A 20,382-nucleotide genomic window follows, 5' to 3' on the forward strand; every position below is an offset into this window, starting at 1 on the left:
TGCTCGGCGCACAACAAAAAAGGCATACTCTGATGAGTAAGCCTTAGAAATCATTGCGAATACAGATGACTCTCGCTGAATTACGCAGCGGGAGCATTACTCACTAAAATTTCGCGAATAGACTTAAGCGTCGCTTCCGTTGAATGATAATCCAATTCAACTTCACTAAAGATGCCGTTCACTTCAAGCATTAAGGTCGGGTAAGAAAATACACCCATCGCTTCTTTAAAGCCTAGCTGGTCATCTAACTCACTTTCCAATAACTTGCTAGAAAGGTCATTTTCAAACTGTTGAACATTCATACCTAGCTCTTCAGCCAACTGCAAATGTGTGTCTTGGCTATGTGGCAACATCGCACGAAGGTAGTAAGCATGTTGAATCGCTTCAAGCATCGCTTCGTAGTGGTCTTGAAAACCTGCAGCAATCACGGCACGGCACGCAGGGTAAGTACTGCGAACAGGTTGGCACTCTGTCCAAAAATCATGGTTAAACTCAGTACCCAACTTAGCTTCGATCTGCTTCCAAATCGCTTGCAGCTTGCCTTTCATCTCTTCTGACATTGGCTCATCAGAATCCGGGGCCAAACCACCCACTACATAGTTAAACTCAATGCTCGCAGGCAATTGTTGTTTCAATAACTCAAGTGTTGGCTTGTAACCCCAACACCAGCTGCACATTGGATCATGCACATAATGAAGTTTTACGTTCATTGTTCATTCCTTATCGAGTCAATGATTCGATCAATTCAAACAAAAAAGGAGCCTGATTAAGGCCCCTCATTTTAACTATTCAGCGCAAAGGCTAGAACTTATTCAGCGTCATCGCCAGCAACTTTAGCCGCTGCTTCTTTGATGATTGGCTGAAGTTCGCCTTTTTGGAACATCTCAAGAATGATGTCACAACCACCGATTAGCTCACCTTCAACCCAAAGTTGTGGGAAAGTTGGCCACTGTGCGTAAGCAGGAAGCTCTGCACGGATATCAGGGTTTTGTAGGATATCTACGTAAGCAAATTTTTCGCCACATGCCATTAGAGCTTGAGACGCTTGAGAAGAGAAACCACAGCTAGGTAGCTTAGGAGAACCTTTCATGTACAGTAGAATAGTGTTTTCTTCAATTTGCTGTTTGATTTTATCGATAGTTTCCATTGCTTCCTCGTTAATGGATTACGGCTTTTATTGCCTTTATTCTACCCCAAACTAAAAGAATAAAAACCATATAAAAAAAGCGGTTAACAAGCTAAGCTAACAATTCACACAAAAGTAATGAAATAAGCTTTTAATAAAGTAAAAACTTGCTAAACTATATCGCAAGTCAGCAAATTGACCATGGTTGGCAGTATAGCGAGCCATGAATAATAATATCACTGGAAGCAATCGAAAGAGTTAACTCTTTCATATCAATGGAGAATTGAGCAATGGCATTTGAACTACCGGCTCTTCCTTACGCGAAAGACGCGCTAGAACCACACATCTCAGCAGAAACGCTAGATTTCCACCACGGTAAGCACCACAACACTTACGTTGTTAAGCTAAACGGCCTTATCCCAGGTACTGAGTTTGAAGGCAAAACACTAGAAGAGATCGTTAAGACTTCTACTGGTGGTGTTTTCAATAACGCTGCTCAAATCTGGAACCACACGTTCTACTGGCACTGTCTTGCTCCTAAAGCAGGCGGCGAACCAACTGGCGCTGTTGCAGAAGCTATCAACGCTGCATTCGGTTCTTTCGAAGAATTCAAAGCGAAATTCACTGATTCAGCAATCAACAACTTCGGTTCTTCTTGGACTTGGTTAGTTAAGAAAGCTGACGGTTCTCTAGACATCGTTAACACTTCTAACGCTGCTACTCCTCTAACAGAAGAAGGTGTTACTCCACTTCTAACTGTTGACCTATGGGAACACGCTTACTACATCGATTTCCGCAATGTTCGCCCTGACTACATGGCTGCATTCTGGAACCTAGTAAACTGGTCTTTCGTAGAAGAGAACCTAGCTAAGTAATTATTGCTTACGCTGCGCTATTTATAGCGAGTTATCTATTGAAAGCTCATGCCTCGGCGTGAGCTTTTTTGTATCTGTCGTGTTCCACAAAATCTAAACATTTCGTAATAAACCCGCCAATAGCGCTTACTTCTCGAACTATTGATAGCCTTCTTCCCAACCCTACATAAATTCTCTATTTGCCTGTAATTAAACACTAAAGTTTGCCGACTCCATGCCGTTAAAGGTGTATCCAATGAGAGGCGACATGCAAATACATACTTTAGACAAAGCAGGAATCATCAACGAACTGAAGTTCGGCATCGGGATCAGCCAAGCGGTTGAGCAAGGTCGCCGTGCAGATTTCGCGTTGCTGTTATCTATGTTTTCTAATGATGTCCGTGATTGCACGCCAATTGACACCATTGAAATCACAGAGACAAATGAAGATCGCCTGCGCAAACAATTTGGCGTAGCAGAACCTCAACAACTGCGTTCAAACCAGTCTTCATATGAGATTTCAGCTCAGCAATCTAATCATTTTCATCAAGCTAGCCTTGCCAGCGCCAAACTCAGCCATTACTTGAAACCTGAAGCGCTTGCCTTCATGCCTGAAGATACAGCTGACTTACCCGAAGAGGTTTACCAAAACCTTTCTGGTCATGACCGACGCAAACTCGCAAACAAGCATTTACCTGATTTGCCACATGCCACGCTCTACAATGAGCTAACCACCGCGCAACGTCGGTATCAAATTCAAGCTCAAGTATAGCGATCACCTACCTTTCCCTTTTTCGCTGTCTATCCATAGCTCTTCTTCGACTAACTCGCACACTTCAAAGTATTCACACGAATGATATGAACCACTAGCCTTAGGCAACCTAAAAACACCTGATGTCGGTTACCGCTTGAAGTTACTACAAAATGTGACGTGCCACTAAGTTCATAAAAACTTATTAATTGGCACACCTTAGTTTGAACCAATTCACACCCGTTGTATAAATTTTAACCCATCCTTATCCGACATGGACGATTTGTTTAGGTACTGGGATGGAAATAAAAAGCTCAATCATATTGGTGACATCTGCCGGCTCGCGACTGGGGGGGGCGATTGCGAACCACTTTGTTAACCTTGGAGCCACCGTCATCCTTTGTGATAAAGACACGGAAGCACTTAAAGCGACGTATCTACAGTGTGCCCGGTTTTCTGACTCTGTTTACCACTACACGCTCAAAGGCAATGACAGCCAAGCGATTCTCAGCGTATATGATTTTATTCAAACCACCTTCAACACGACACCCGATGTGCTGGTCAATAACTGGATAAGCTCCCCAATGCCTAGCCTAATTGGCGATCAGCCTGTGAGTAGCTTTATTAATGATCTCTCATCGATGGCATCGACCCTGTTCGCATTTGGGCAAATCAGTGCTGAGAGATTGCGAGAGGAAGATAAGGAAGGCGTGATTGTGAATGTGATATCTCATGATGACTTTCACGATGTGTCTGGCTTAGAGAGCGCAAACTCAATGATCACTGGCTTTACCCATAGTTGGGCGAAAGAGCTGACTCCCTTTGGCATTCGAGTCGGTGGCGTTGTTCCCGCCGTTCATAACTCCGATGGCAAGCTCAACCGATGTCACTGGGCGCAGCTGCAAGACGAGCTGACCAGAACAACCGAATACATTGTCTCGAATGACTACTTCAGTGGGCGAGTTGTCGCGGCAGAGGTTTAACTCCCTATTCCAATTGAACATGACTGGCTCAGCTCATATTAAGTAGCAGAGCTATTGCCTCTCAATCCGTTTTACAAACGAACCAAACATAAAAAAAGCCCCAGTCTCTCGACTGGGGCTTTCATCTTTTCCCGATAGATAAGTATCGTGCTAGCGAAAACTTATCTCAAAACTAATGCTTACTTATTATGCGTTAGCTTTTTCTTTTTTAGCTTTTGGCGCTTTCGCTTCAGCTGGCTTTTGGTCTGCTTTCTTAAGGATAACTGTAGTACCTTCGAAAGTTTCGCCTTCAACGTATGGTTGGCCGAAGTAAGAAGTTGTTAGAACTTCTTTTAGCTCAGTGATTAGAGGGTAACGTGGGTTAGCACCTGTACACTGGTCATCGAACGCTTCAACAGCTAGCTCGTCTAGTTTAGCGATGAAGTCAGACTCGTTAACACCCGCAGCTTGGATAGATAGTGGGATGTCTAGGTCAACTTTAAGCTCTTCTAACCAAGTCAGTAGACGTTCAATCTTCTGAGCTGTACGGTCACCAGCTTGGCTTAGGCCTAGGTGGTCAGCAACTTCAGCGTAACGACGACGTGCTTGTGGACGGTCGTACTGAGAGAATGCAGTCTGCTTAGTTGGGTTATCGTTCGCGTTGTAACGTACAACGTTTGAGATAAGTAGTGCGTTAGCAAGACCGTGTGGTAGGTGGAACTCAGCACCAATTTTGTGAGCCATTGAGTGACACACACCTAGGAATGCGTTCGCAAATGCTACACCAGCGATAGTTGCTGCGTTGTGTACTTTCTCACGAGCTATTGGGTCAGCCGCACCATTTTTGTAGCTTGATGGTAGGTATTCTTTAAGCATCTTAAGAGCTTGAAGAGCTTGACCGTCTGAGTACTCGTTCGCTAGAACAGATACGTAAGCTTCAAGAGCGTGAGTTACTGCATCGTAACCACCGAACGCTGTTAGAGACTTAGGCATGTTCATTACTAGGTTCGCATCAACGATAGCCATGTTTGGCGTGATTTCGTAATCAGCTAGTGGGTATTTAGCACCAGTCTTGTCGTCAGTAACAACAGCGAATGGAGTAACCTCTGAACCTGTACCTGAAGTTGTAGTGATACATACAAGCTCAGCTTTTTGACCCATTTTAGGGAACTTGTAGATACGTTTACGGATGTCCATAAAGCGCATTGCTAGTTCTTCGAAGTGAGTTTCTGGGTGCTCGTACATAACCCACATGATCTTAGCAGCATCCATTGGAGAACCGCCACCTAGAGCAAGGATTACGTCAGGTTGGAAGCTCTTCATTGCTTCAGCGCCTTTCTCAACAACAGATAGCGTTGGATCCGCTTCTACGTCGAAGAAAGTTTGAACTTCGATGCCTTGTGCTTTAAGCAAGCTAACTACGTCATCTGCGTAACCGTTGTTGAATAGGAAACGGTCAGTTACTAGGAATGCGCGTTTCTTACCTTCTAGGTCGCTCATTGCGATTGGAAGGCTACCACGACGGAAGTAGATAGACTTAGGTAGTTTGTGCCACAACATGTTTTCAGCTCGCTTCGCTACAGTTTTCTTGTTGATAAGGTGCTTAGGACCTACGTTCTCAGAGATAGAGTTACCACCCCATGAACCACAACCTAGAGTTAGAGAAGGTGCAACGTTGAAGTTGTACAGGTCACCGATACCACCGTGAGTAGTCGGGATGTTGATTAGGATACGAGCAGTCTTCATCTTGTCACCGAAGTAACGGATGCGGTCTGCGTTAGTATCTTGGTTAGTGTAAAGACCAGATGTGTGACCGATACCACCGATTTCAACCATAGTTACCGCTTGAGCAACTGCGTCTTCGAAGTCATCTGCGCGGAATAGACCTAGAGTTGGAGATAGTTTCTCGTGAGCGAATTCGTCATCGTAAGAAACTTTACCAAGACCTTCACCTACAAGTACTTTTGTATCAGCAGGAACTTTAACACCAGCCATTTCAGCGATTGCTGGAGCAGGTTGACCTACGATTTTAGCGTTTAGGTTGCCGTCGATAAGCAGAACTTTACGTACTTTATCAGCGTCAGCTTTAGATAGAACGTGAGCTTTGTGAGAAGCGAAACGCTCTTTAACTTCGTCATATACTTCGCTAACTACGATTGCAGCTTGCTCAGAAGCACATACTACGCCGTTATCGAAAGTCTTAGACATAAGGATAGATGCTACAGCACGTTTGATGTCAGCTGTTTCATCGATAACGACAGGAACGTTACCAGCACCAACACCGATAGCAGGCTTACCTGAAGAGTATGCTGCTTTAACCATGCCTGGACCACCAGTAGCAAGGATAAGTGCGATACCGTCGTGCTTCATAAGCGCGTTAGAAAGCTCTACAGATGGTTGGTCGATCCAACCGATGATGTCTCTTGGAGCACCCGCTGCAACAGCTGCGTCTAGAACTAGTTTCGCTGCGTCGTTAGTTGAGTTCTTTGCACGTGGGTGTGGCGAGAAGATGATGCCGTTACGTGTCTTAAGAGAAATTAGAGATTTGAAGATTGCTGTAGAAGTTGGGTTCGTTGTTGGAACGATACCACAGATGATACCTACAGGCTCAGCGATAGTCATTGTGCCTAGATTGTCATCTTCTTCTAAGATGCCACATGTTTTTTCGTCTTTGTATTTGTTGTAGATAAATTCAGATGCAAAGTGGTTTTTGATAACCTTATCTTCAACAATACCCATTCCAGATTCAGCAACTGCTTGTTGAGCAAGTGGAATACGAGCGTGGTTAGCAGCAAGAGAAGCTGCGCGGAAGATTGCGTCTACTTTCTCTTGAGAGAATGTTGCAAACTCTTCTTGTGCTGCTTTAACGCGAGCTACTAGAGCATCAAGTTCCGCTAAGTTAGTTACAGGCATGGTGGATCTCCTAAAATAATAAATATTAAAAACTTTTTATTAAATTCGCTGCTTGCCGTTAACCTTAAACACCAGCGTTCTTAGTAAATTGCTTTCAGGGCTGAGTATATTATTTCACTGTGTGAAAAAAATTGACCCAGATCAGTTACCCAAAAAGAATTAACCAGAAAGTAGTAAGGCAATCGCAAAAATGAACTTAAGAGCATGATTTATATGGATTAAACTCACACTTTTCGTTCGCGCAAAAAACAAGCAAACAGACAACTTTTTTCTACATAGCGTAATAAACTGTAAAAAAGTTTCATTTTTAGTCCGTTAAATTACATGTATACAGCTATATTCGTGCTACTGAGAGTATATCCATACCGTTGTACGGGCTAGATTCTGACATAATTTTTATTAATTTCGTGCGTCGGTTAACAGTTACTCAATAATAAATTACAAAATTAAACACTACCAACTAGCTTGCAACAGGCTTAAAACAAAAGTGAGATTCAATTAGTTTTTCTAAAAAGAATCACCCATTTCAAGTTAGTTTTTTTCATTCGCGTAAATCGAGTTTGTCCCTTACATTACGCGCCTAAACTATTCACAGATCAACCCTTCAACCTTAAGTACGCTAACTGGAGATCGCTCTCATGCAAGGCTTAGAACTCGCAATTTTTATGCAATTCTTCCTTGGGCTTGTTGCTGCCGTAAACCCAATCGGCATCATGCCTGTTTTTGTTTCTCTTACTGCTCATATGCCGCCAGAAGAGAGGAACAGGACAGCCTTACAAGCAAACATTGCTGTTGCCGTGATCCTCATTGTCTCTCTTGTTGGGGGGCAAATGCTGCTTGATATGTTTAGTATCTCGCTGGACTCATTCCGTGTTGCAGGTGGTTTACTATTACTGAGCATCGCATTTTCGATGATGAGCGGTAAGCTCGGTGAAGATAAGCAGAACAAACAAGAAAAATCTGAATACATCAGCAAAGAGCAAATCGGTGTTGTTCCACTGGCTATGCCGCTAATGGCAGGCCCAGGTGCTATCAGCTCGACCATTGTTTACGGGTCTCGCTACCCTGCTGCTATTGATACGGTCGGCATCGGCATTAGTATCATCGCATTCGCAACATGCTCTTGGCTTTTGTTCCGTTCAGCGCCGGTTATCGTTCGCTTTTTAGGTCAAACGGGTATCAACGTGATCACTCGTATCATGGGCCTGATTCTTGGCGCATTGGGCATCGAGTTCATCGCCAATGGTCTACGCAATCTGTTCCCAGGTTTGGCATAACGTTTAACGGCATTTCGGTTGCTCTATAAAGGGCAACAATATTGAAATATAGATAAGACGAGTAAAGCAATTGGGCTTTCACTCGCCTCGTTATTATGAAGCTTGTATAATGACTGTTAATGCATTTAACAGAATACGAACCTCTCCTTATGTCACGCAAGCCACTCAAGCATCATTTGTACGTCATTATCTTTGGTACTCACACGCCAGCCGGACGTGCATTTGATATAACTCTGATCGTTGCAATCTTGGCTTCGCTGTTGGTTCTGATCTTAGAATCCATCCCTAATGTGATGACCGAATGGTCACAACAGCTGCGTTATATCGAATACACCTTCACTGCACTCTTCACTCTTGAGTATTTGTTAAGGCTCTATTGCTCCCCAAAGCCAAAATCTTACGCCACCAGCTTTTATGGTGTCGTTGACCTATTGGCGATTCTTCCGACCTACCTAGCAATCATCTTCCCAGGCGCTTCATTTATGGGTGTGGTGAGACTGCTGCGTGTGATGCGTATCTTCCGAATCCTAAAGCTGGTTCGCTACCTGCAAGATTCCAATATTCTGTTGCGCTCACTATTAATGGCACGACGAAAGATACTGATCTTCTTTAGCACCGTCGGCATCTTGGTGGTTATCTTTGGCGCCTTGATCTTTGTTATTGAAGGTCCTGACAATGGCTTCACCAGTATTCCTCACAGTATCTATTGGGCCATCGTGACTATCACTACGGTAGGTTATGGTGACATGGTGCCGCAGACCGCGCTTGGTAAAGCCATAGCATCACTGACCATGCTATTGGGTTACTCTATCTTAGCAGTGCCAACCGGGATCATTACTGCAGAACTCAGTAATGAGATGAACTCGCACAAAGAGTTGGTTAAGTGCCCGAATTGTAACCGAGCGGGTCATGATTCAGACGCCATGTATTGCAAGCACTGTGCTAGCGAATTAGCGGATCCAGACAAGCGTGTCGTCACCGACGAGAAATAAAAGCAGACACGAGATTCGAGTAGCGAGATGCGAAGAGATTTAAGGGCAGTTTCGAGGGCCGAATAACGAGGTAGCAATAAACTAAAAAGGGTTGACGTTTGTCGTCAACCCTTTCGGTTTATCAGCTAATAGAATTTAAGCAATCTTGCCTATTACGATTTCTCAGCAAGGATAATGCGTAGAGTACGACGTAGTGGTTCTGCAGCACCCCAAAGTAGTTGGTCACCAACCGTGAAAGCGTTTAGGAAGTCGTTACCCATCGACATCTTACGCAGACGACCGACAGGTACAGACATTGTGCCTGTTACTTTCGCTGGTGTTAGCTCCTGTGCCGTGATGTCGCGGTCATTAGGAATCACTTTAACCCAATCATTGTGCGTTGCGATGATCTCTTCGATCTCGTCCATTGGCACGTCTTGCTTAAGCTTGATCGTTAGTGCTTGAGCGTGACAACGCATTGCACCGATTCGTACACAAGTACCATCAATTGGGATTGGCTGACCATCTAGACCAAGAATCTTGTTCGCTTCAACACCGGCTTTCCACTCTTCTTTACTCTGACCGTTTTCACGCTTCACATCGATCCAAGGAATCAGTGAGCCTGCAAGCGGAGCACCAAATTGGTCTGTTGGGAATGAAGATGAACGAATCGTATCAGCCACTTTCTTATCGATATCAAGAATTGAGCTTGAAGGGTTTGCTAACTCAGAACTTACGCTGTCGTTGATCACACCCATTTGTGAGATCAGCTCACGCATGTTCTTAGCACCCGCACCAGAAGCTGCTTGGTAAGTCATGGCACTCATCCACTCAACCATGCCTTTCTCGTACAGACCACCTAGAGCCATAAGCATTAAGCTCACAGTACAGTTACCGCCAACGAACGTGTTGGTGCCGCTGTGAATGCCTTGCTGGATTTGAGCCAAGTTAACAGGATCAAGAGTGATGATTGAATCAGCATCCATACGCAGAGTAGATGCTGCATCAATCCAGTAACCTTTCCAACCTGCTTGACGCAGTGCTGGGTATACTTTTGATGTGTAATCGCCGCCTTGACAGGTAATCACAGCATCAAGCTGTTTTAGGCTATCAATATCAAAAGCGTCTTGAAGTAGACCCGCATCTTTACCACCTAAAACAGGGGCAGGAATACCAATCTGAGATGTGCTGTAATAAACAGGCTCAATCAAGTCGAAGTCTTTCTCTTCAACCATACGTTGCATCAGTACAGAACCAACCATACCGCGCCAACCAACTAGACCTACTCTCATCGCTCACTCTCCATGTATAAATTAAAAATTGCTCTCCCCCATCTATAAGTTTTTCAGAAACAGAACTCAAGTGCTTTTTGTCAAAAAGTGTAACTTTTTCGTTTCTTTTAAGTGAACGTAATGAATCGTGCAGTTATCTCTGTATCGACATTCCATCTCCACCTCATTGATTAAGCGTCCATTATCGTCAAATTCAAACATTTACATCGCCAAAGTCGATTCAATCGACGCTCATCACAAACAGTAAATCCCTCTTTTAAACCAAGGTTAATCAGAGTTTTATTTTACAAAACGAAAACAACGTGCGACAGATTTCAACATGTAACAATCATGAATGTAACAAAAATTTAGATTATGAAACCACAATTGATTGAGTTAACAGTCAAATATCACAACTTGGGCGTATTTTTTTCGATATAATAAACTAATTACTGTAGTGTCCGTTTTGCACCACACACTATAACGAAGCACTATAAATGCTCGAAATCACAAGAGGCTTTTATGAAGCAGAGTAAAACTCGCCTACCGAACCTATTGCAGGTATTCATCGCGTTAGGACTATTTCTATCCCTTGCTTTTTCCTTTACTGCAAAGCTTGACCTTCCAATTCAACTTGCCTTGTATATTGGCTGGTTCATTATCATGGTTCTTGGTATTCGTCTTGGACACCAATACAAAGACTTAGAAAAAGCAGCACTCAAAGGAATATCCAATGGCTTAGGCGCGGTTTTAATACTTTTAGCCGTTGGCGCTCTTGTTGGTACTTGGATCTCAGGCGGGATCGTACCTACTATCATTTACTATGGTCTGAAAGCTATCCACCCTTCTATCTTCCTTTTAGCGACCATGATCATCTGTTCTCTAACTGCATTGGCGACCGGTACTTCTTGGGGTGCTGCGGGTACAGCAGGTATCGCGATGATGGGTATCGGCCAAGGCCTAGGTGTTCCAGCACCGATTACTGCAGGTGCCGTGCTGTCAGGCTGTTACTTCGGTGACAAGATGTCTCCTCTTTCTGATTCAGTGATTCTGGCTTCTTCAATGTCTGGTGTTGAAGTGGTTGAACACATCAAGGGCATGCTTCCAGTTGCGTTAATCAGCTACGTGATTACAGGCATCATGTTTACTGCGTTTGGTTTCCACTACGCGGGCAACGTTGACATGAGCCAAGTAGACTCTGTAATCAAAGCAATGGAAGTTCAGTTCTACATCACGCCTTACTCATTCGTTCCGGTACTTATCGTGCTTGGTCTGTTGGCTTTCCGTATGCCTTCATTCCCGGTCATCAGTTTTGGTTCTCTGCTGGGTATTATCTGGGCAGTCATGATCCAAGATATCGACTTCCTAACGGCATTCAACACGGCTTGGGCACCGTTCTCAATCTCATCTGGCGTAGAGTTTATTGATTCGATTCTTAACCGTGGCGGCATGTCTTCAATGCTGGGTTCAGTTGCGGTTATCGTATTTGGTCTAGGTTTTGGTGGCTTACTGGATAAAGTGGGCGTACTAGAGACAATCGCTAAGGTGTTTGAGCGCCGCGTAAACAGCGCAGGTTCACTAGCGACTAGCACAATTGGTACGGCTTTCATGGGTAACGTATTCGGTTCTGCAATGTACGTATCGTTAATCCTTACACCAAAAATCTGTGCGAAAAACTACGACCGTTTAGGCTACAAACGTAAGAACCTATCGCGTAATGCTGAGTTTGGTGGCACGCTAACGTCGGGTATGGTTCCCTGGAGTGATAACGGTATCTACATGGCGAGTATTCTTGGTGTTGCGACGCTGTCTTACGCACCCTTCATGTGGTTAAGCTTCATCTGTATCATCGTGACTATCGTGACATCTTACATTGGTTGGTTCGTTGATAAGTGTGAACCAACAGCACCAGCGTTTGAAGCTGAAGAAGCGACCGAGTTAAGCAAGCAACAAGCTTAAGTTCAGGAGCTAACGCTTTCGAACGTAACTCAAAACGTTAATGGATAAATGCAAAAAGAGCGCCCTAGAGCGCTCTTTTTTGATCTGCTGATTTACTTATTTATCTATTTATTGGCGGTTCGTTTACCCAACCAGTAACCGATGCCTAACGGTGCAAAGAACACTACTAAGATAAACAGGATGAAGTAGATAATCACACCTTTGATTAACTCCATTAGCTTATCAATCGCCAGTACCACCACCTCTTGAGAGACGCGATCAAGGTCTTGCGTGAACAGTTCTCTTTCTGAAGTCACAATGCCGGCAATCTCGATGCGCTCTTTCGCAATCATCTCTACTAGAGCTTCTCTCTCACGTGTCACCATTTTTTCTAATGCCACACGTTCATCACTCAGCATCGCTAATTTTTGGTCGGTTTTATCACTGAGGTCGTTGAGCAATGGTTGCATTTCTGTCGACATAATAGAAGCCAGTGTTTGCATGTACTCCGGATTGTTCTCAATGAAGTCTTGCATGCTTGCTGATGTTTGACGAAGGCTTTCCAGCGTCATCGATAGGTCTTCACCCGTTAGTGAGCTATTCAATGCAACCAACTCCGCCTTCCACGACATCAGTTTTGGTGTCTGGTCAGCCATAAGGCTTAAACGATCAGATGCGTCACTCATTGCTTCTGGCATGGTGCCTAAGCTCTGAACGATTTGCGATTCGTCTTTACCAAGGTAATTTAGCCATTCACGGTAAGCAGGTGTGCTTCTGAATGTGAGATCTTTAAATGGGTGGCTAGCGGCAAACTGAGCAACGAACGCTTTGCTTTTTTTGAAATCACTGGAGTTCAATACACCCTTTGCCAATTTCTCTGCTTCTTGGTCAAGAAAACGAGCAGCCTCTACCGCATCATCCGTCGCGAATAGGTCCGCGCCATCGCCTTGGCTATAAAACTGATTCATTTGGGCAGTGAAAACCCACGAGTCAATTAACGCAGACATTGGGGAAGTTTGGTAAGCCGCTTGTTGTAATCCCTGCTCTGCATGGATCTTCCAAAGCAACACATAAGATTGATGTAAAGTGTCATCAGCAGGATAAAATTGCGCGATTAAATCAGCCGAGTCTTCTACTCGTGTAAAAAACATCTTGGCGTATTCACGCGTCATGAGCCGAGCATTTAACTCTTGTTGAGTGAGAGGCGTCGTTTGACTATCTAACTTAACTTCTAAGAGAGAACAACCACTTAGCACAATGCTAAGCACCAACACCATCCAACTTCGACTCGAAACTCGTAACATATAAACCTCTGACAAAGACTAAGGGCGCTGATTGTATGAGCGCTTCGTCAGAGTATTGTCAAAAATCCTGTAAAAGTTAACGCTGACTGTCTAAATATTCATGAGCAGAATCCACAGAGGCTTTTATAGCCTGCTCTAGTTCAGCTAAATCATGTTCACTGATCGCTCTGGACTGCTTCATTGTCATTTCAATGGTTGCGGCAATGATGGCTAACCGAGACGCTTTAATACTGCCAGCCACGCCTTTTAAGCTATGTACAATGCGAGCCGCGGAGGTTTCATCTTTGGTCAACAAAGACTTAAACTTCTCGTAGTCACCTGCGTGGTCTTGTACAAACACACCAAGCAAGAGTTCGACAGACTCAGCATCACCATCGAGCGTTTCTAACATGTCTTCGATATCAATCGCAGGCTTTGAATCTGTGACACTGGCAACGTGTTTCTCTACTACTGGCGCCTGTTCAGGGACTTGCTGAATAGAGTATTGCGGTACAACGGGTTGGCTTGTAACGTTAACGCTCTGCGGAGGTTGAGAGTCGGAAGACTGGCGCGTTGGCCTGTTCTCGGATACATAAGCGTCACTATCTGCTTGTTTCACTGCTGAGGAAACAACATCGCTATAAGAAGCGTATTCCTTACTTGAATTAATTTCTAGTTCAGAGCTGAGTTCTTGGTCTGCTTCTTTCATCGTTTTTGTGGACCTAACGCCCCAAAACACTATCCCGCTCATCGCCACCAAGCTTAAGCCTAGCATCACTAGCAATAGGTTAAACTGACGGTCATGGAACTCAGCTTCAAGTTTAATGATCTGTTCGTTCACCGAGTTTTTCTTGATTTTATCGACTAAATAATTGAGCTGAGCGTAATCACTCAACAACGCTGAGGCATCAGCCAATAACTGTTGCAGTGCGTCTTGCTCTTCAGTTTTTAATGAATATGATTTTTCTAGAATGGAATCAAACGCACGATAAGTCGCTGACGAGCTTTGATTGTCAGAATACATTGCTTCAAAGACAACAACGCCGAATTCATTGAGTAGCGGTTTTAGTTTAGGGGAAAGCTCTTTATCAGCGCGCTGTATCTTAATATTGTCAACGATGTCTTGAACTTGGCTTTCTATTGGAATGAACTCATCGAACTTTTCTAGGAACTGATCAGCTACGTACAACAGTTGGTTGACATCAGGACGAAACAAGGCGTGTTGGAAATCAGATTCAATCTGCAGTCGGATCGAATAAACCAACTGAGCATCGAGTGCGAGATCATTGATACGAGAGACTCGAAGCGGTTCTGAGAAATAAAGCGATTGCCTCAATTCGTTGACTCGAATACCGAGCTCTTCGATTTGAGCTAGAGAATTGGTGTAGGAACGGCTTAGATTAAGAAGAGCCAATGAAGGAAGTAACCACAGAGCCAAGAGCACAACCAAAAAGGTGGCTGGTTTTTTAAAGCGTTTGGGCTTTGCTACTGATTGTTCCATCTATATTCCTTGTGCGTGTTAACTTGAAGCCATGACCGTAGCTAAAAGATTAAGCACAAAATAAGCGACAACGTCCTGCTGCCGCTTTTATCCGTTAACTTCGGACTATGACTTATTGCGAGTCAGTTGGTCACGTAAGTTCGGTGGAGTGCCTTTAATCGTTAGCGTGTCTGTCTCCGGATCGTAAAAGATACGTTCGCCTAGAAGCAGACTATCAAAACTAACATTCAAACCGCCACCAGCACCAACAAATTTTGTTAGTTTACGCATAGTTGCGCGATCGGCTGGGAAGCTGTCTTCTAACTCGTAGCCTTGCTCACTAGTATAGTCAAAGAAGCTTGTGCCATCTGTGCTTGCTGGCAACTCACCAGAAAGTTCACGAACTTGTACTTCATCGCCCGCTTTAAGCTGCTCGTTACAGTAATCCGCAACCTGCTTTTTGTAGCTGATCGCTTCTTCTTTCTCTAATTTAGAGTAAGAAACGAAGTCTTCTACCGCTTGCATCAGTACTTGGTTCTGCTGTTTCGCATCCAAACCAACTTCAGCTTGTAAGAAATCTAAGAAGAAATCCGCGACTTTACGGCCAACACGTCCTTTAATGTAAGTTAAGTAACGGTTTGATTCTTTATCAGTCTCATAAGTTGAAAGGTCTAGACGAGCCGCGATATCCATTTTTGAGATATCAAGGTAGTCAGTCGCACTAATATCAAGCCCTTCAGTTACCTTTAGGCTTTGGTTTGAAGGTAATAAACCAATGAAAAGATAATCTGTTGCAAGTGACTGATATTCAGCCATTACCAAGATACCTTCGTCAGCGAATGGGTACTTTGATAGTTCGTCTTTTAGACGTTGCGCACTCTTTTGAGAAAAATCGTAAAAGTTTGTCTCACCAGCACGAAGTTGATGCAACCACTGCTGGAATTCGCTGTCAGATTTGAAAGAACCAAACCCTTTGCCTGCTTTTGAATTAAAAACACGGTGAAGTTCAGCAACTAGGCTTTCAGATGAAGCATCGTTTTCTAGAGATTCAGCACGATAGTTAACAATCAGCTCATCCTGATCGTTCTTGCTCAGCTGGTGTAAAATTACGTTGGAAAGGTGAAGGCTCATAGTGAAAATATTACCGTTCAGGTTTCAGTTGTCGTGCATAGTAGGTTATCATAAGCCGCTTTTACTATCATTATTAGAGTCCTTATGCCGATTATATCTAAATACACAGATGATCAAGTTGAAAAAATCCTAGCTGAAGTAGGTGCTGTACTAACTAAGCACAAAGCTTCGCCAGAACTTTCACTGATGATCGCTGGAAATATCGCAACCAATGTCTTAAATCAGAATGTTGCTGCTTCACAACGCAAAGGAATTGCTGAAAAATTTGCCGAGGCTTTAATTTCTTCTCTTGAAGATAAAAAGTCTCACTAAATTTGATTGACGGATAAAAGAATTATAAATGGTAGACAGCGCAAACTCATATAGCGATCGTGTATCTCGACTGGTTGGTTGGGGTCACTGGTTTGCATTTTTCAACATCATTGCTGCGATGTTGATTGGTACTCGTTATATTACTCAATCTGCTTGGCCAGAAACCTTGCTAGGCCAATTCTATTTGGCTGCATCGTGGGTTGGTCATTTTGGCTTTTTAGTGTTCGCGCTCTATCTATTAGTGCTGTTCCCGCTCACTTTTATTCTTCCGTCGAGGAAGTTATTACGTTTGGTTGCCGTTATCTTCGCGACCATAGGTTTAACTGTCCTACTGATTGATACCCAAACGTATCAAAATATAAACCTCCACCTGACGCCTGTCGTGTGGGAGGTTTTATTCAGTGGAGAGGAATCTGCATTCACGTCTGATTTGCAGCACCTCTTCATTGTTATGCCGCTTATCTTCTTGCTGCAACTCGGTCTATCTGAATGGGTTTGGCGTAAGCAGCGTAAACTGTCTCATAAACACATTGGCCGTCCGATTACTGCCGTCTTCTTCTTGTGTTTCATCAGCAGCCACTTGACCTACATGTGGGCTGATGCGTACTTCTATAACCCAATTACTAGCCAGAAAGCGAACTTCCCACTGTCTTACCCTATGACAGCGAAAAGCTTTATGGAAAAACATGGCCTATTAGACCGTGAAGAGTACCTTGAGCGTTTAGAAGCGAACAAAGAGAATGTAAACCTAGTTAGCTACCCGCTAGAAAAAATTCAATACAACCGCCGCAGTGATGATCTTAATATCCTGATGGTGAGTGTGAACAACCTTCGCTCTGACGCTCTTAATGCGACAGCGATGCCAAACAGCTATGCCTACGCACAACAGTCGATCAACTTCACCAACCACTACAGTTCAAGTAACGATATGTTTGGTATTTTTGGCTTGTTCTACGGCCTACCGAGCAGCTACGCAAGCAGCATTGAAGCTCAGGGGTCAAGCGCAGTATTGCTCGATGTTTTAGAGAATCACGATTACAAGTTCGCTGCTTTCAGTGGCGACAACTTTAGTGATGCACTGTACTCGGATATCATCTTCCGAGGCCGTGATGTGATGCCAGAGCAAGCAACTTATGATGACCAGAGTGCCATAAAAGCTTGGTCTAACTGGATTCAATCACCGCAAGCTAAACGCCCTTGGTTTAACTTTATTGAATTAACCACACTGGATAACTTCGCCAGCTACGATTCAAGTTCAGAGTCGGACTCTACGCTAACGACAGCAGAGCGTTTTGCAGCAGACTATCAAAAGTCGGCGACAGCGGCCGATGCTCAGCTAGCAACTATCTACGCTGAACTGGAACGCTTAGAGCTTGCCGATAACACGGTGGTTATCATTACCTCTAACCACGGTACTGAGTTTAACGAAACCAAAACCAACAGCTGGGGTGCAAACTCCAACTACAGTCGTTATCAGTTACAAGTACCACTGTTTATCAGCTGGCCTGGCAAGTCTGCTTCTGAATACACCCACCGTTCTAGTCATCTAGACGTGTCAGTAACACTGATGCAAGAGCTATTGGGTGTATCTTCGAACCCAACAGATTTCAGTAGTGGTCGCAGCCTGTTTAATGAACGTAACAGAAAGTGGATTCTCGCGGGCGACTCTCGTGAACTTGCTCTTGTTACTGACCAGCAAACAACGGTGTTGGATAAATTTGGTAACTACAAATTGTACGACCAAAATTACAAGCGCCTGAAAAACGTAAGCCCTCGCTTACCTGTGTTGATGCAAGGCCTGACAGAGCTACAGCGTTTCTACACAAAAAATGACTAAATAATCAGCAAACAGCAAAGGGAAGCCAATGGCTTCCCTTTTTTATTGCCGTGAATGATTAGAAAACAAGCAACAAAACAAAATTATGAAAATTAAGGGTTTACAAGATCCTCCACCCCTTATATTATTCACGCCACTGGAGGGATGGCTGAGTGGTCGAAAGCACCGGTCTTGAAAACCGGCAACCGTTAATAGCGGTTCTAGGGTTCAAATCCCTATCCCTCCACCACTATTCATCAAAAAAAGCCTTTGATTATCAAAGGCTTTTTTTGTATCTGTAAGACTTGAATTTGCTTCGAACCAACGAGGTAAGTCAATGTATATACAAAAATCTCCCCACGGTGTCTATTACGCACGAATCTGTACTCCAGCACAGTTGAAAGCGTTGGGATTCCCATTCGATCTAAAAATCAGCCTTCGAACAAAAGACCCTAAGCTAGCTAAAGTCATTGGCTTAAGCCTTGTCAGTGCTGTCAAAGAGGCCTTTCGTACTAAAGACTCTCTGTGCTTTTCAGAGTTTCAGTTGCATCTAAAAGGCATTTTGTCCCACCACCTGAACTTACAATCACAAAAGCAGGACGATCGCTTACATTTAGGTTGTATAACTTCCATAAGTCATACTTCTAAGCGTTTGAGTGAAGAAAAGCATTGGAGTGAAGCGTTAGAACACTTTCTAGAGTTCAAAGGGGTTCAAGGGGTCAGTGCATTGACTGTCCATCAGTTGAAACAGCGCATTACCTTTTTCTTTGAGAGCACTACGCCATCTGGTTTATCAACAATAACTGCGATGGCACTGATGGAGTACATTAAGACTCTCAATAGCTCTAGTCTTTCAGCAAAAAGCTGTAAAGATTACTACGCCGCGCTGAGTCAATTTATACGTTGGTGTGCGACCATGTCTTTGATTGAAAGAAACGTGTCTGCAGATATCAAAGCGACTTTCAAGAAGTCTATAAAAGCTGATAAGCAGCGCTCAAGGTGGTCAGAGAGTCAGCTTTCAACACTCTTCTCATCTGAGCAGTTTCAGCAAGTGGATATTGGTTTCTACTGGGTTACTTTATTGCTCACGTACATGGGGATGAGGCCGAATGAAGTGTGTCAGCTACGTACAGAAGACGTGGTCGTTAGCGGTCCAGTCCCTTACTTAAACGTAACAGATGAAGGTCACGGACAGCGGATCAAGAATCGTTATGCTCTGCGACAAGTCCCCATTCATCAGAGTCTAATCAAACATGGCTTTCTTGAGTATGTTGAGCTTCGTAAGAACAATAGCAAAACCGATCTATTCGATTACAAGCCACTGGGTCTCAACAAGGACTGGAGCCAACAATATTGCCAACAATTCGGCAGACTCCTATCTAAGATCGGATTGAAAGCAGGGCAACGCCCTACTGCGTACTCCCTCCGTCACACTTTCATTGATGTTCTTAAGCAAAAGGAAGTGGCTGAGTCTACAGTCGCTGATATCGTTGGCCATCATCACCCCTCAATGACATTTGGCCGATATGGTAAGCAAACAAAACTGAAACTTATGCTTAGTGCGGTGAACCAGTTCTCACTTCAACTGGGAGGCTCACATGAGTAAGTTCAACTATGATGAGTTGCACACGGTTTATAAGGCGTTCAAGCAAAGCTATTTTGAAGGGGATGAAACCTCGTTGCTTGCGTTATCAAAACAGTATGACTATCAAGATATCCACTGCCTCTATCAGCTTTTTGAGCGCCTCGAAGATAAGCCAAGCACGCCATCTATGTCATTAATGGCATTAGGAATAGATTGGCAAACACAGCAGGCACTGTTTGGTGACTTTGAAACACTGAGAGAAATTGCAGGGCTCGTAAGCCCTCCTCCCATGTCACACGTAGAGTGTTTTGATGCCTTTGTTCTACCTTATTGGACCATTATATCAAAGAAAGGGATTGTTCTTATTAGCACTAGAAGCCAAGAGCATTTTACTTTCGTACATCGTGTGTCAGGAGTAGAAATTCAAGTTAATATAAAGCGCTGACTCTCAATGTCATTTTGAAAAACCAAATCTCGTGAACACCTTAGAGCTCACGAGATTTACCTTTTAAATTATTATGAAGACCTTATCAATCGAACTCTCGGTCGGCACTCATTCTCCGTTTTTTGGGGGAAGCAGTGTTCAGGTTTTCCCTATTATCTAGGAGGGCGTCTTTCATCCCACATACAAGTGCCTGCTGTATTGGGTTGGCTTTGTTGCGTAATTCAATGGAACTAAATCAAGAACCTACCATAGACAGAACCTTAAGCA

17 protein-coding genes and 1 tRNA gene are annotated in these 20,382 nt (G+C 43.8%); 11 read left to right on the forward strand and 7 right to left on the reverse strand.

Features of this window, described 5'->3' with window-relative positions; genetic code table 11:
- Window positions 1–80: 80 nt before the first annotated feature.
- Both AB4583_RS20555 and AB4583_RS20560 read right to left on the reverse strand, forming a co-directional pair.
- Complete coding sequence (locus AB4583_RS20555) at window positions 81–710, reverse strand: DsbA family protein (protein ID WP_017061180.1); 630 nt, start codon at window positions 708–710, stop codon at window positions 81–83.
- A 98-nt stretch (window positions 711–808) separates the two neighbouring features.
- Window positions 809–1,147 carry a Grx4 family monothiol glutaredoxin gene (locus AB4583_RS20560; RefSeq protein WP_004741702.1) on the reverse strand — a complete coding sequence of 113 codons (339 nt, stop codon included), beginning with the start codon at window positions 1,145–1,147 and terminating at the stop codon, window positions 809–811.
- 269 nt (window positions 1,148–1,416) lie between these two features.
- On the opposite strand from AB4583_RS20560, the gene sodB reads away from it, so the two are divergent.
- The 3 genes from sodB to AB4583_RS20575 all read left to right on the forward strand — a co-directional run bounded on the left by sodB (window position 1,417) and on the right by AB4583_RS20575 (window position 3,714).
- A complete protein-coding gene (sodB, locus tag AB4583_RS20565) occupies window positions 1,417–2,001 on the forward strand; it encodes a superoxide dismutase [Fe] (RefSeq protein ID WP_004734050.1) in 585 nt (194 codons plus the stop codon).
- 247 nt (window positions 2,002–2,248) lie between these two features.
- Window positions 2,249–2,752, forward strand: a complete 504-nt coding sequence (locus tag AB4583_RS20570) for a VC2046/SO_2500 family protein (RefSeq protein ID WP_276202729.1) — start codon at window positions 2,249–2,251, stop codon at window positions 2,750–2,752.
- Window positions 2,753–3,030: 278 nt separating this feature from the next.
- Window positions 3,031–3,714: an SDR family oxidoreductase gene (locus tag AB4583_RS20575; protein WP_017061182.1), complete on the forward strand. Its 684-nt coding sequence runs from the start codon at window positions 3,031–3,033 to the stop codon at window positions 3,712–3,714.
- A 186-nt stretch (window positions 3,715–3,900) separates the two neighbouring features.
- Here the strand turns inward: AB4583_RS20575 and adhE are convergent, their stop codons facing one another.
- Window positions 3,901–6,606 (reverse strand): bifunctional acetaldehyde-CoA/alcohol dehydrogenase, encoded by a 2,706-nt coding sequence (adhE, locus tag AB4583_RS20580; RefSeq protein WP_017061183.1) that lies wholly within the window; start codon window positions 6,604–6,606, stop codon window positions 3,901–3,903.
- A 638-nt stretch (window positions 6,607–7,244) separates the two neighbouring features.
- Between adhE and AB4583_RS20585 the strand changes: the two genes are divergently transcribed.
- On the forward strand, window positions 7,245–7,883 hold the full coding sequence (locus AB4583_RS20585; RefSeq protein ID WP_372119170.1) for a YchE family NAAT transporter: 639 nt from the start codon (window positions 7,245–7,247) through the stop codon (window positions 7,881–7,883).
- A gap of 149 nt (window positions 7,884–8,032) precedes the next feature.
- Window positions 8,033–8,875: an ion transporter gene (locus tag AB4583_RS20590; RefSeq protein WP_029235134.1), complete on the forward strand. Its 843-nt coding sequence runs from the start codon at window positions 8,033–8,035 to the stop codon at window positions 8,873–8,875.
- 152 nt (window positions 8,876–9,027) lie between these two features.
- Here AB4583_RS20590 and asd read toward each other — a convergent pair whose 3' ends face one another.
- Entirely contained in the window at window positions 9,028–10,146 is a 1,119-nt protein-coding gene (gene asd, locus AB4583_RS20595; protein WP_017061186.1) for an aspartate-semialdehyde dehydrogenase, read from the reverse strand.
- A gap of 501 nt (window positions 10,147–10,647) precedes the next feature.
- Here asd and nhaC point away from each other — a divergent pair.
- Complete coding sequence (nhaC, locus tag AB4583_RS20600) at window positions 10,648–12,084, forward strand: Na+/H+ antiporter NhaC (protein ID WP_372083689.1); 1,437 nt, start codon at window positions 10,648–10,650, stop codon at window positions 12,082–12,084.
- A 104-nt stretch (window positions 12,085–12,188) separates the two neighbouring features.
- Here the strand turns inward: nhaC and AB4583_RS20605 are convergent, their stop codons facing one another.
- The 3 genes from AB4583_RS20605 to yejK all read right to left on the reverse strand — a co-directional run bounded on the left by AB4583_RS20605 (window position 12,189) and on the right by yejK (window position 15,957).
- A complete protein-coding gene (locus AB4583_RS20605) occupies window positions 12,189–13,367 on the reverse strand; it encodes a chemotaxis protein (protein ID WP_102321094.1) in 1,179 nt (392 codons plus the stop codon).
- A 76-nt stretch (window positions 13,368–13,443) separates the two neighbouring features.
- Window positions 13,444–14,847 (reverse strand): Hpt domain-containing protein, encoded by a 1,404-nt coding sequence (locus AB4583_RS20610; protein WP_372119175.1) that lies wholly within the window; start codon window positions 14,845–14,847, stop codon window positions 13,444–13,446.
- 105 nt (window positions 14,848–14,952) lie between these two features.
- Window positions 14,953–15,957, reverse strand: a complete 1,005-nt coding sequence (gene yejK, locus AB4583_RS20615) for a nucleoid-associated protein YejK (RefSeq protein WP_372119177.1) — start codon at window positions 15,955–15,957, stop codon at window positions 14,953–14,955.
- An 84-nt stretch (window positions 15,958–16,041) separates the two neighbouring features.
- On the opposite strand from yejK, the gene AB4583_RS20620 reads away from it, so the two are divergent.
- The 5 genes from AB4583_RS20620 (at window position 16,042) to AB4583_RS20640 (ending at window position 20,115) form a co-directional block, all read left to right on the forward strand.
- On the forward strand, window positions 16,042–16,269 hold the full coding sequence (locus AB4583_RS20620; RefSeq protein WP_004734063.1) for a YejL family protein: 228 nt from the start codon (window positions 16,042–16,044) through the stop codon (window positions 16,267–16,269).
- Between the two features lie 28 nt (window positions 16,270–16,297).
- On the forward strand, window positions 16,298–18,106 hold the full coding sequence (locus AB4583_RS20625) for a DUF3413 domain-containing protein (RefSeq protein WP_017065981.1): 1,809 nt from the start codon (window positions 16,298–16,300) through the stop codon (window positions 18,104–18,106).
- A 138-nt stretch (window positions 18,107–18,244) separates the two neighbouring features.
- Window positions 18,245–18,335 (forward strand) — tRNA-Ser (locus AB4583_RS20630).
- Between the two features lie 87 nt (window positions 18,336–18,422).
- Complete coding sequence (locus AB4583_RS20635) at window positions 18,423–19,691, forward strand: tyrosine-type recombinase/integrase (protein WP_372119180.1); 1,269 nt, start codon at window positions 18,423–18,425, stop codon at window positions 19,689–19,691.
- The gene (locus AB4583_RS20640) at window positions 19,684–20,115 is read left to right on the forward strand and encodes a hypothetical protein (protein WP_017068667.1); all 432 of its coding nucleotides are present in this window, start codon (window positions 19,684–19,686) and stop codon (window positions 20,113–20,115) included. Before AB4583_RS20635 ends, AB4583_RS20640 begins: the two co-directional genes overlap by 8 nt.
- Window positions 20,116–20,382: the final 267 nt, after the last annotated feature.

The organism is Vibrio sp. 10N.222.49.C12 (assembly GCF_041475025.1).
Lineage (GTDB): Bacteria > Pseudomonadota > Gammaproteobacteria > Enterobacterales > Vibrionaceae > Vibrio > Vibrio crassostreae_C.

Excerpts from the sequence above, each read along its gene's own strand:
- AB4583_RS20555 (WP_017061180.1), bottom strand. The coding sequence starts at position 710 with ATGAACGTAAAACTTCATTATGTGCATGATCCAATGTGCAGCTGGTGT.
- AB4583_RS20560 (WP_004741702.1), bottom strand. The coding sequence starts at position 1,147 with ATGGAAACTATCGATAAAATCAAACAGCAAATTGAAGAAAACACTATT.
- sodB (WP_004734050.1), top strand. The coding sequence starts at position 1,417 with ATGGCATTTGAACTACCGGCTCTTCCTTACGCGAAAGACGCGCTAGAA.
- AB4583_RS20570 (WP_276202729.1), top strand. The coding sequence starts at position 2,249 with ATGCAAATACATACTTTAGACAAAGCAGGAATCATCAACGAACTGAAG.
- AB4583_RS20575 (WP_017061182.1), top strand. The coding sequence starts at position 3,031 with ATGGAAATAAAAAGCTCAATCATATTGGTGACATCTGCCGGCTCGCGA.
- adhE (WP_017061183.1), bottom strand. The coding sequence starts at position 6,606 with ATGCCTGTAACTAACTTAGCGGAACTTGATGCTCTAGTAGCTCGCGTT.
- AB4583_RS20585 (WP_372119170.1), top strand. The coding sequence starts at position 7,245 with ATGCAAGGCTTAGAACTCGCAATTTTTATGCAATTCTTCCTTGGGCTT.
- AB4583_RS20590 (WP_029235134.1), top strand. The coding sequence starts at position 8,033 with ATGTCACGCAAGCCACTCAAGCATCATTTGTACGTCATTATCTTTGGT.
- asd (WP_017061186.1), bottom strand. The coding sequence starts at position 10,146 with ATGAGAGTAGGTCTAGTTGGTTGGCGCGGTATGGTTGGTTCTGTACTG.
- nhaC (WP_372083689.1), top strand. The coding sequence starts at position 10,648 with ATGAAGCAGAGTAAAACTCGCCTACCGAACCTATTGCAGGTATTCATC.
- AB4583_RS20605 (WP_102321094.1), bottom strand. The coding sequence starts at position 13,367 with ATGTTACGAGTTTCGAGTCGAAGTTGGATGGTGTTGGTGCTTAGCATT.
- AB4583_RS20610 (WP_372119175.1), bottom strand. The coding sequence starts at position 14,847 with ATGGAACAATCAGTAGCAAAGCCCAAACGCTTTAAAAAACCAGCCACC.
- yejK (WP_372119177.1), bottom strand. The coding sequence starts at position 15,957 with ATGAGCCTTCACCTTTCCAACGTAATTTTACACCAGCTGAGCAAGAAC.
- AB4583_RS20620 (WP_004734063.1), top strand. The coding sequence starts at position 16,042 with ATGCCGATTATATCTAAATACACAGATGATCAAGTTGAAAAAATCCTA.
- AB4583_RS20625 (WP_017065981.1), top strand. The coding sequence starts at position 16,298 with ATGGTAGACAGCGCAAACTCATATAGCGATCGTGTATCTCGACTGGTT.
- AB4583_RS20635 (WP_372119180.1), top strand. The coding sequence starts at position 18,423 with ATGTATATACAAAAATCTCCCCACGGTGTCTATTACGCACGAATCTGT.
- AB4583_RS20640 (WP_017068667.1), top strand. The coding sequence starts at position 19,684 with ATGAGTAAGTTCAACTATGATGAGTTGCACACGGTTTATAAGGCGTTC.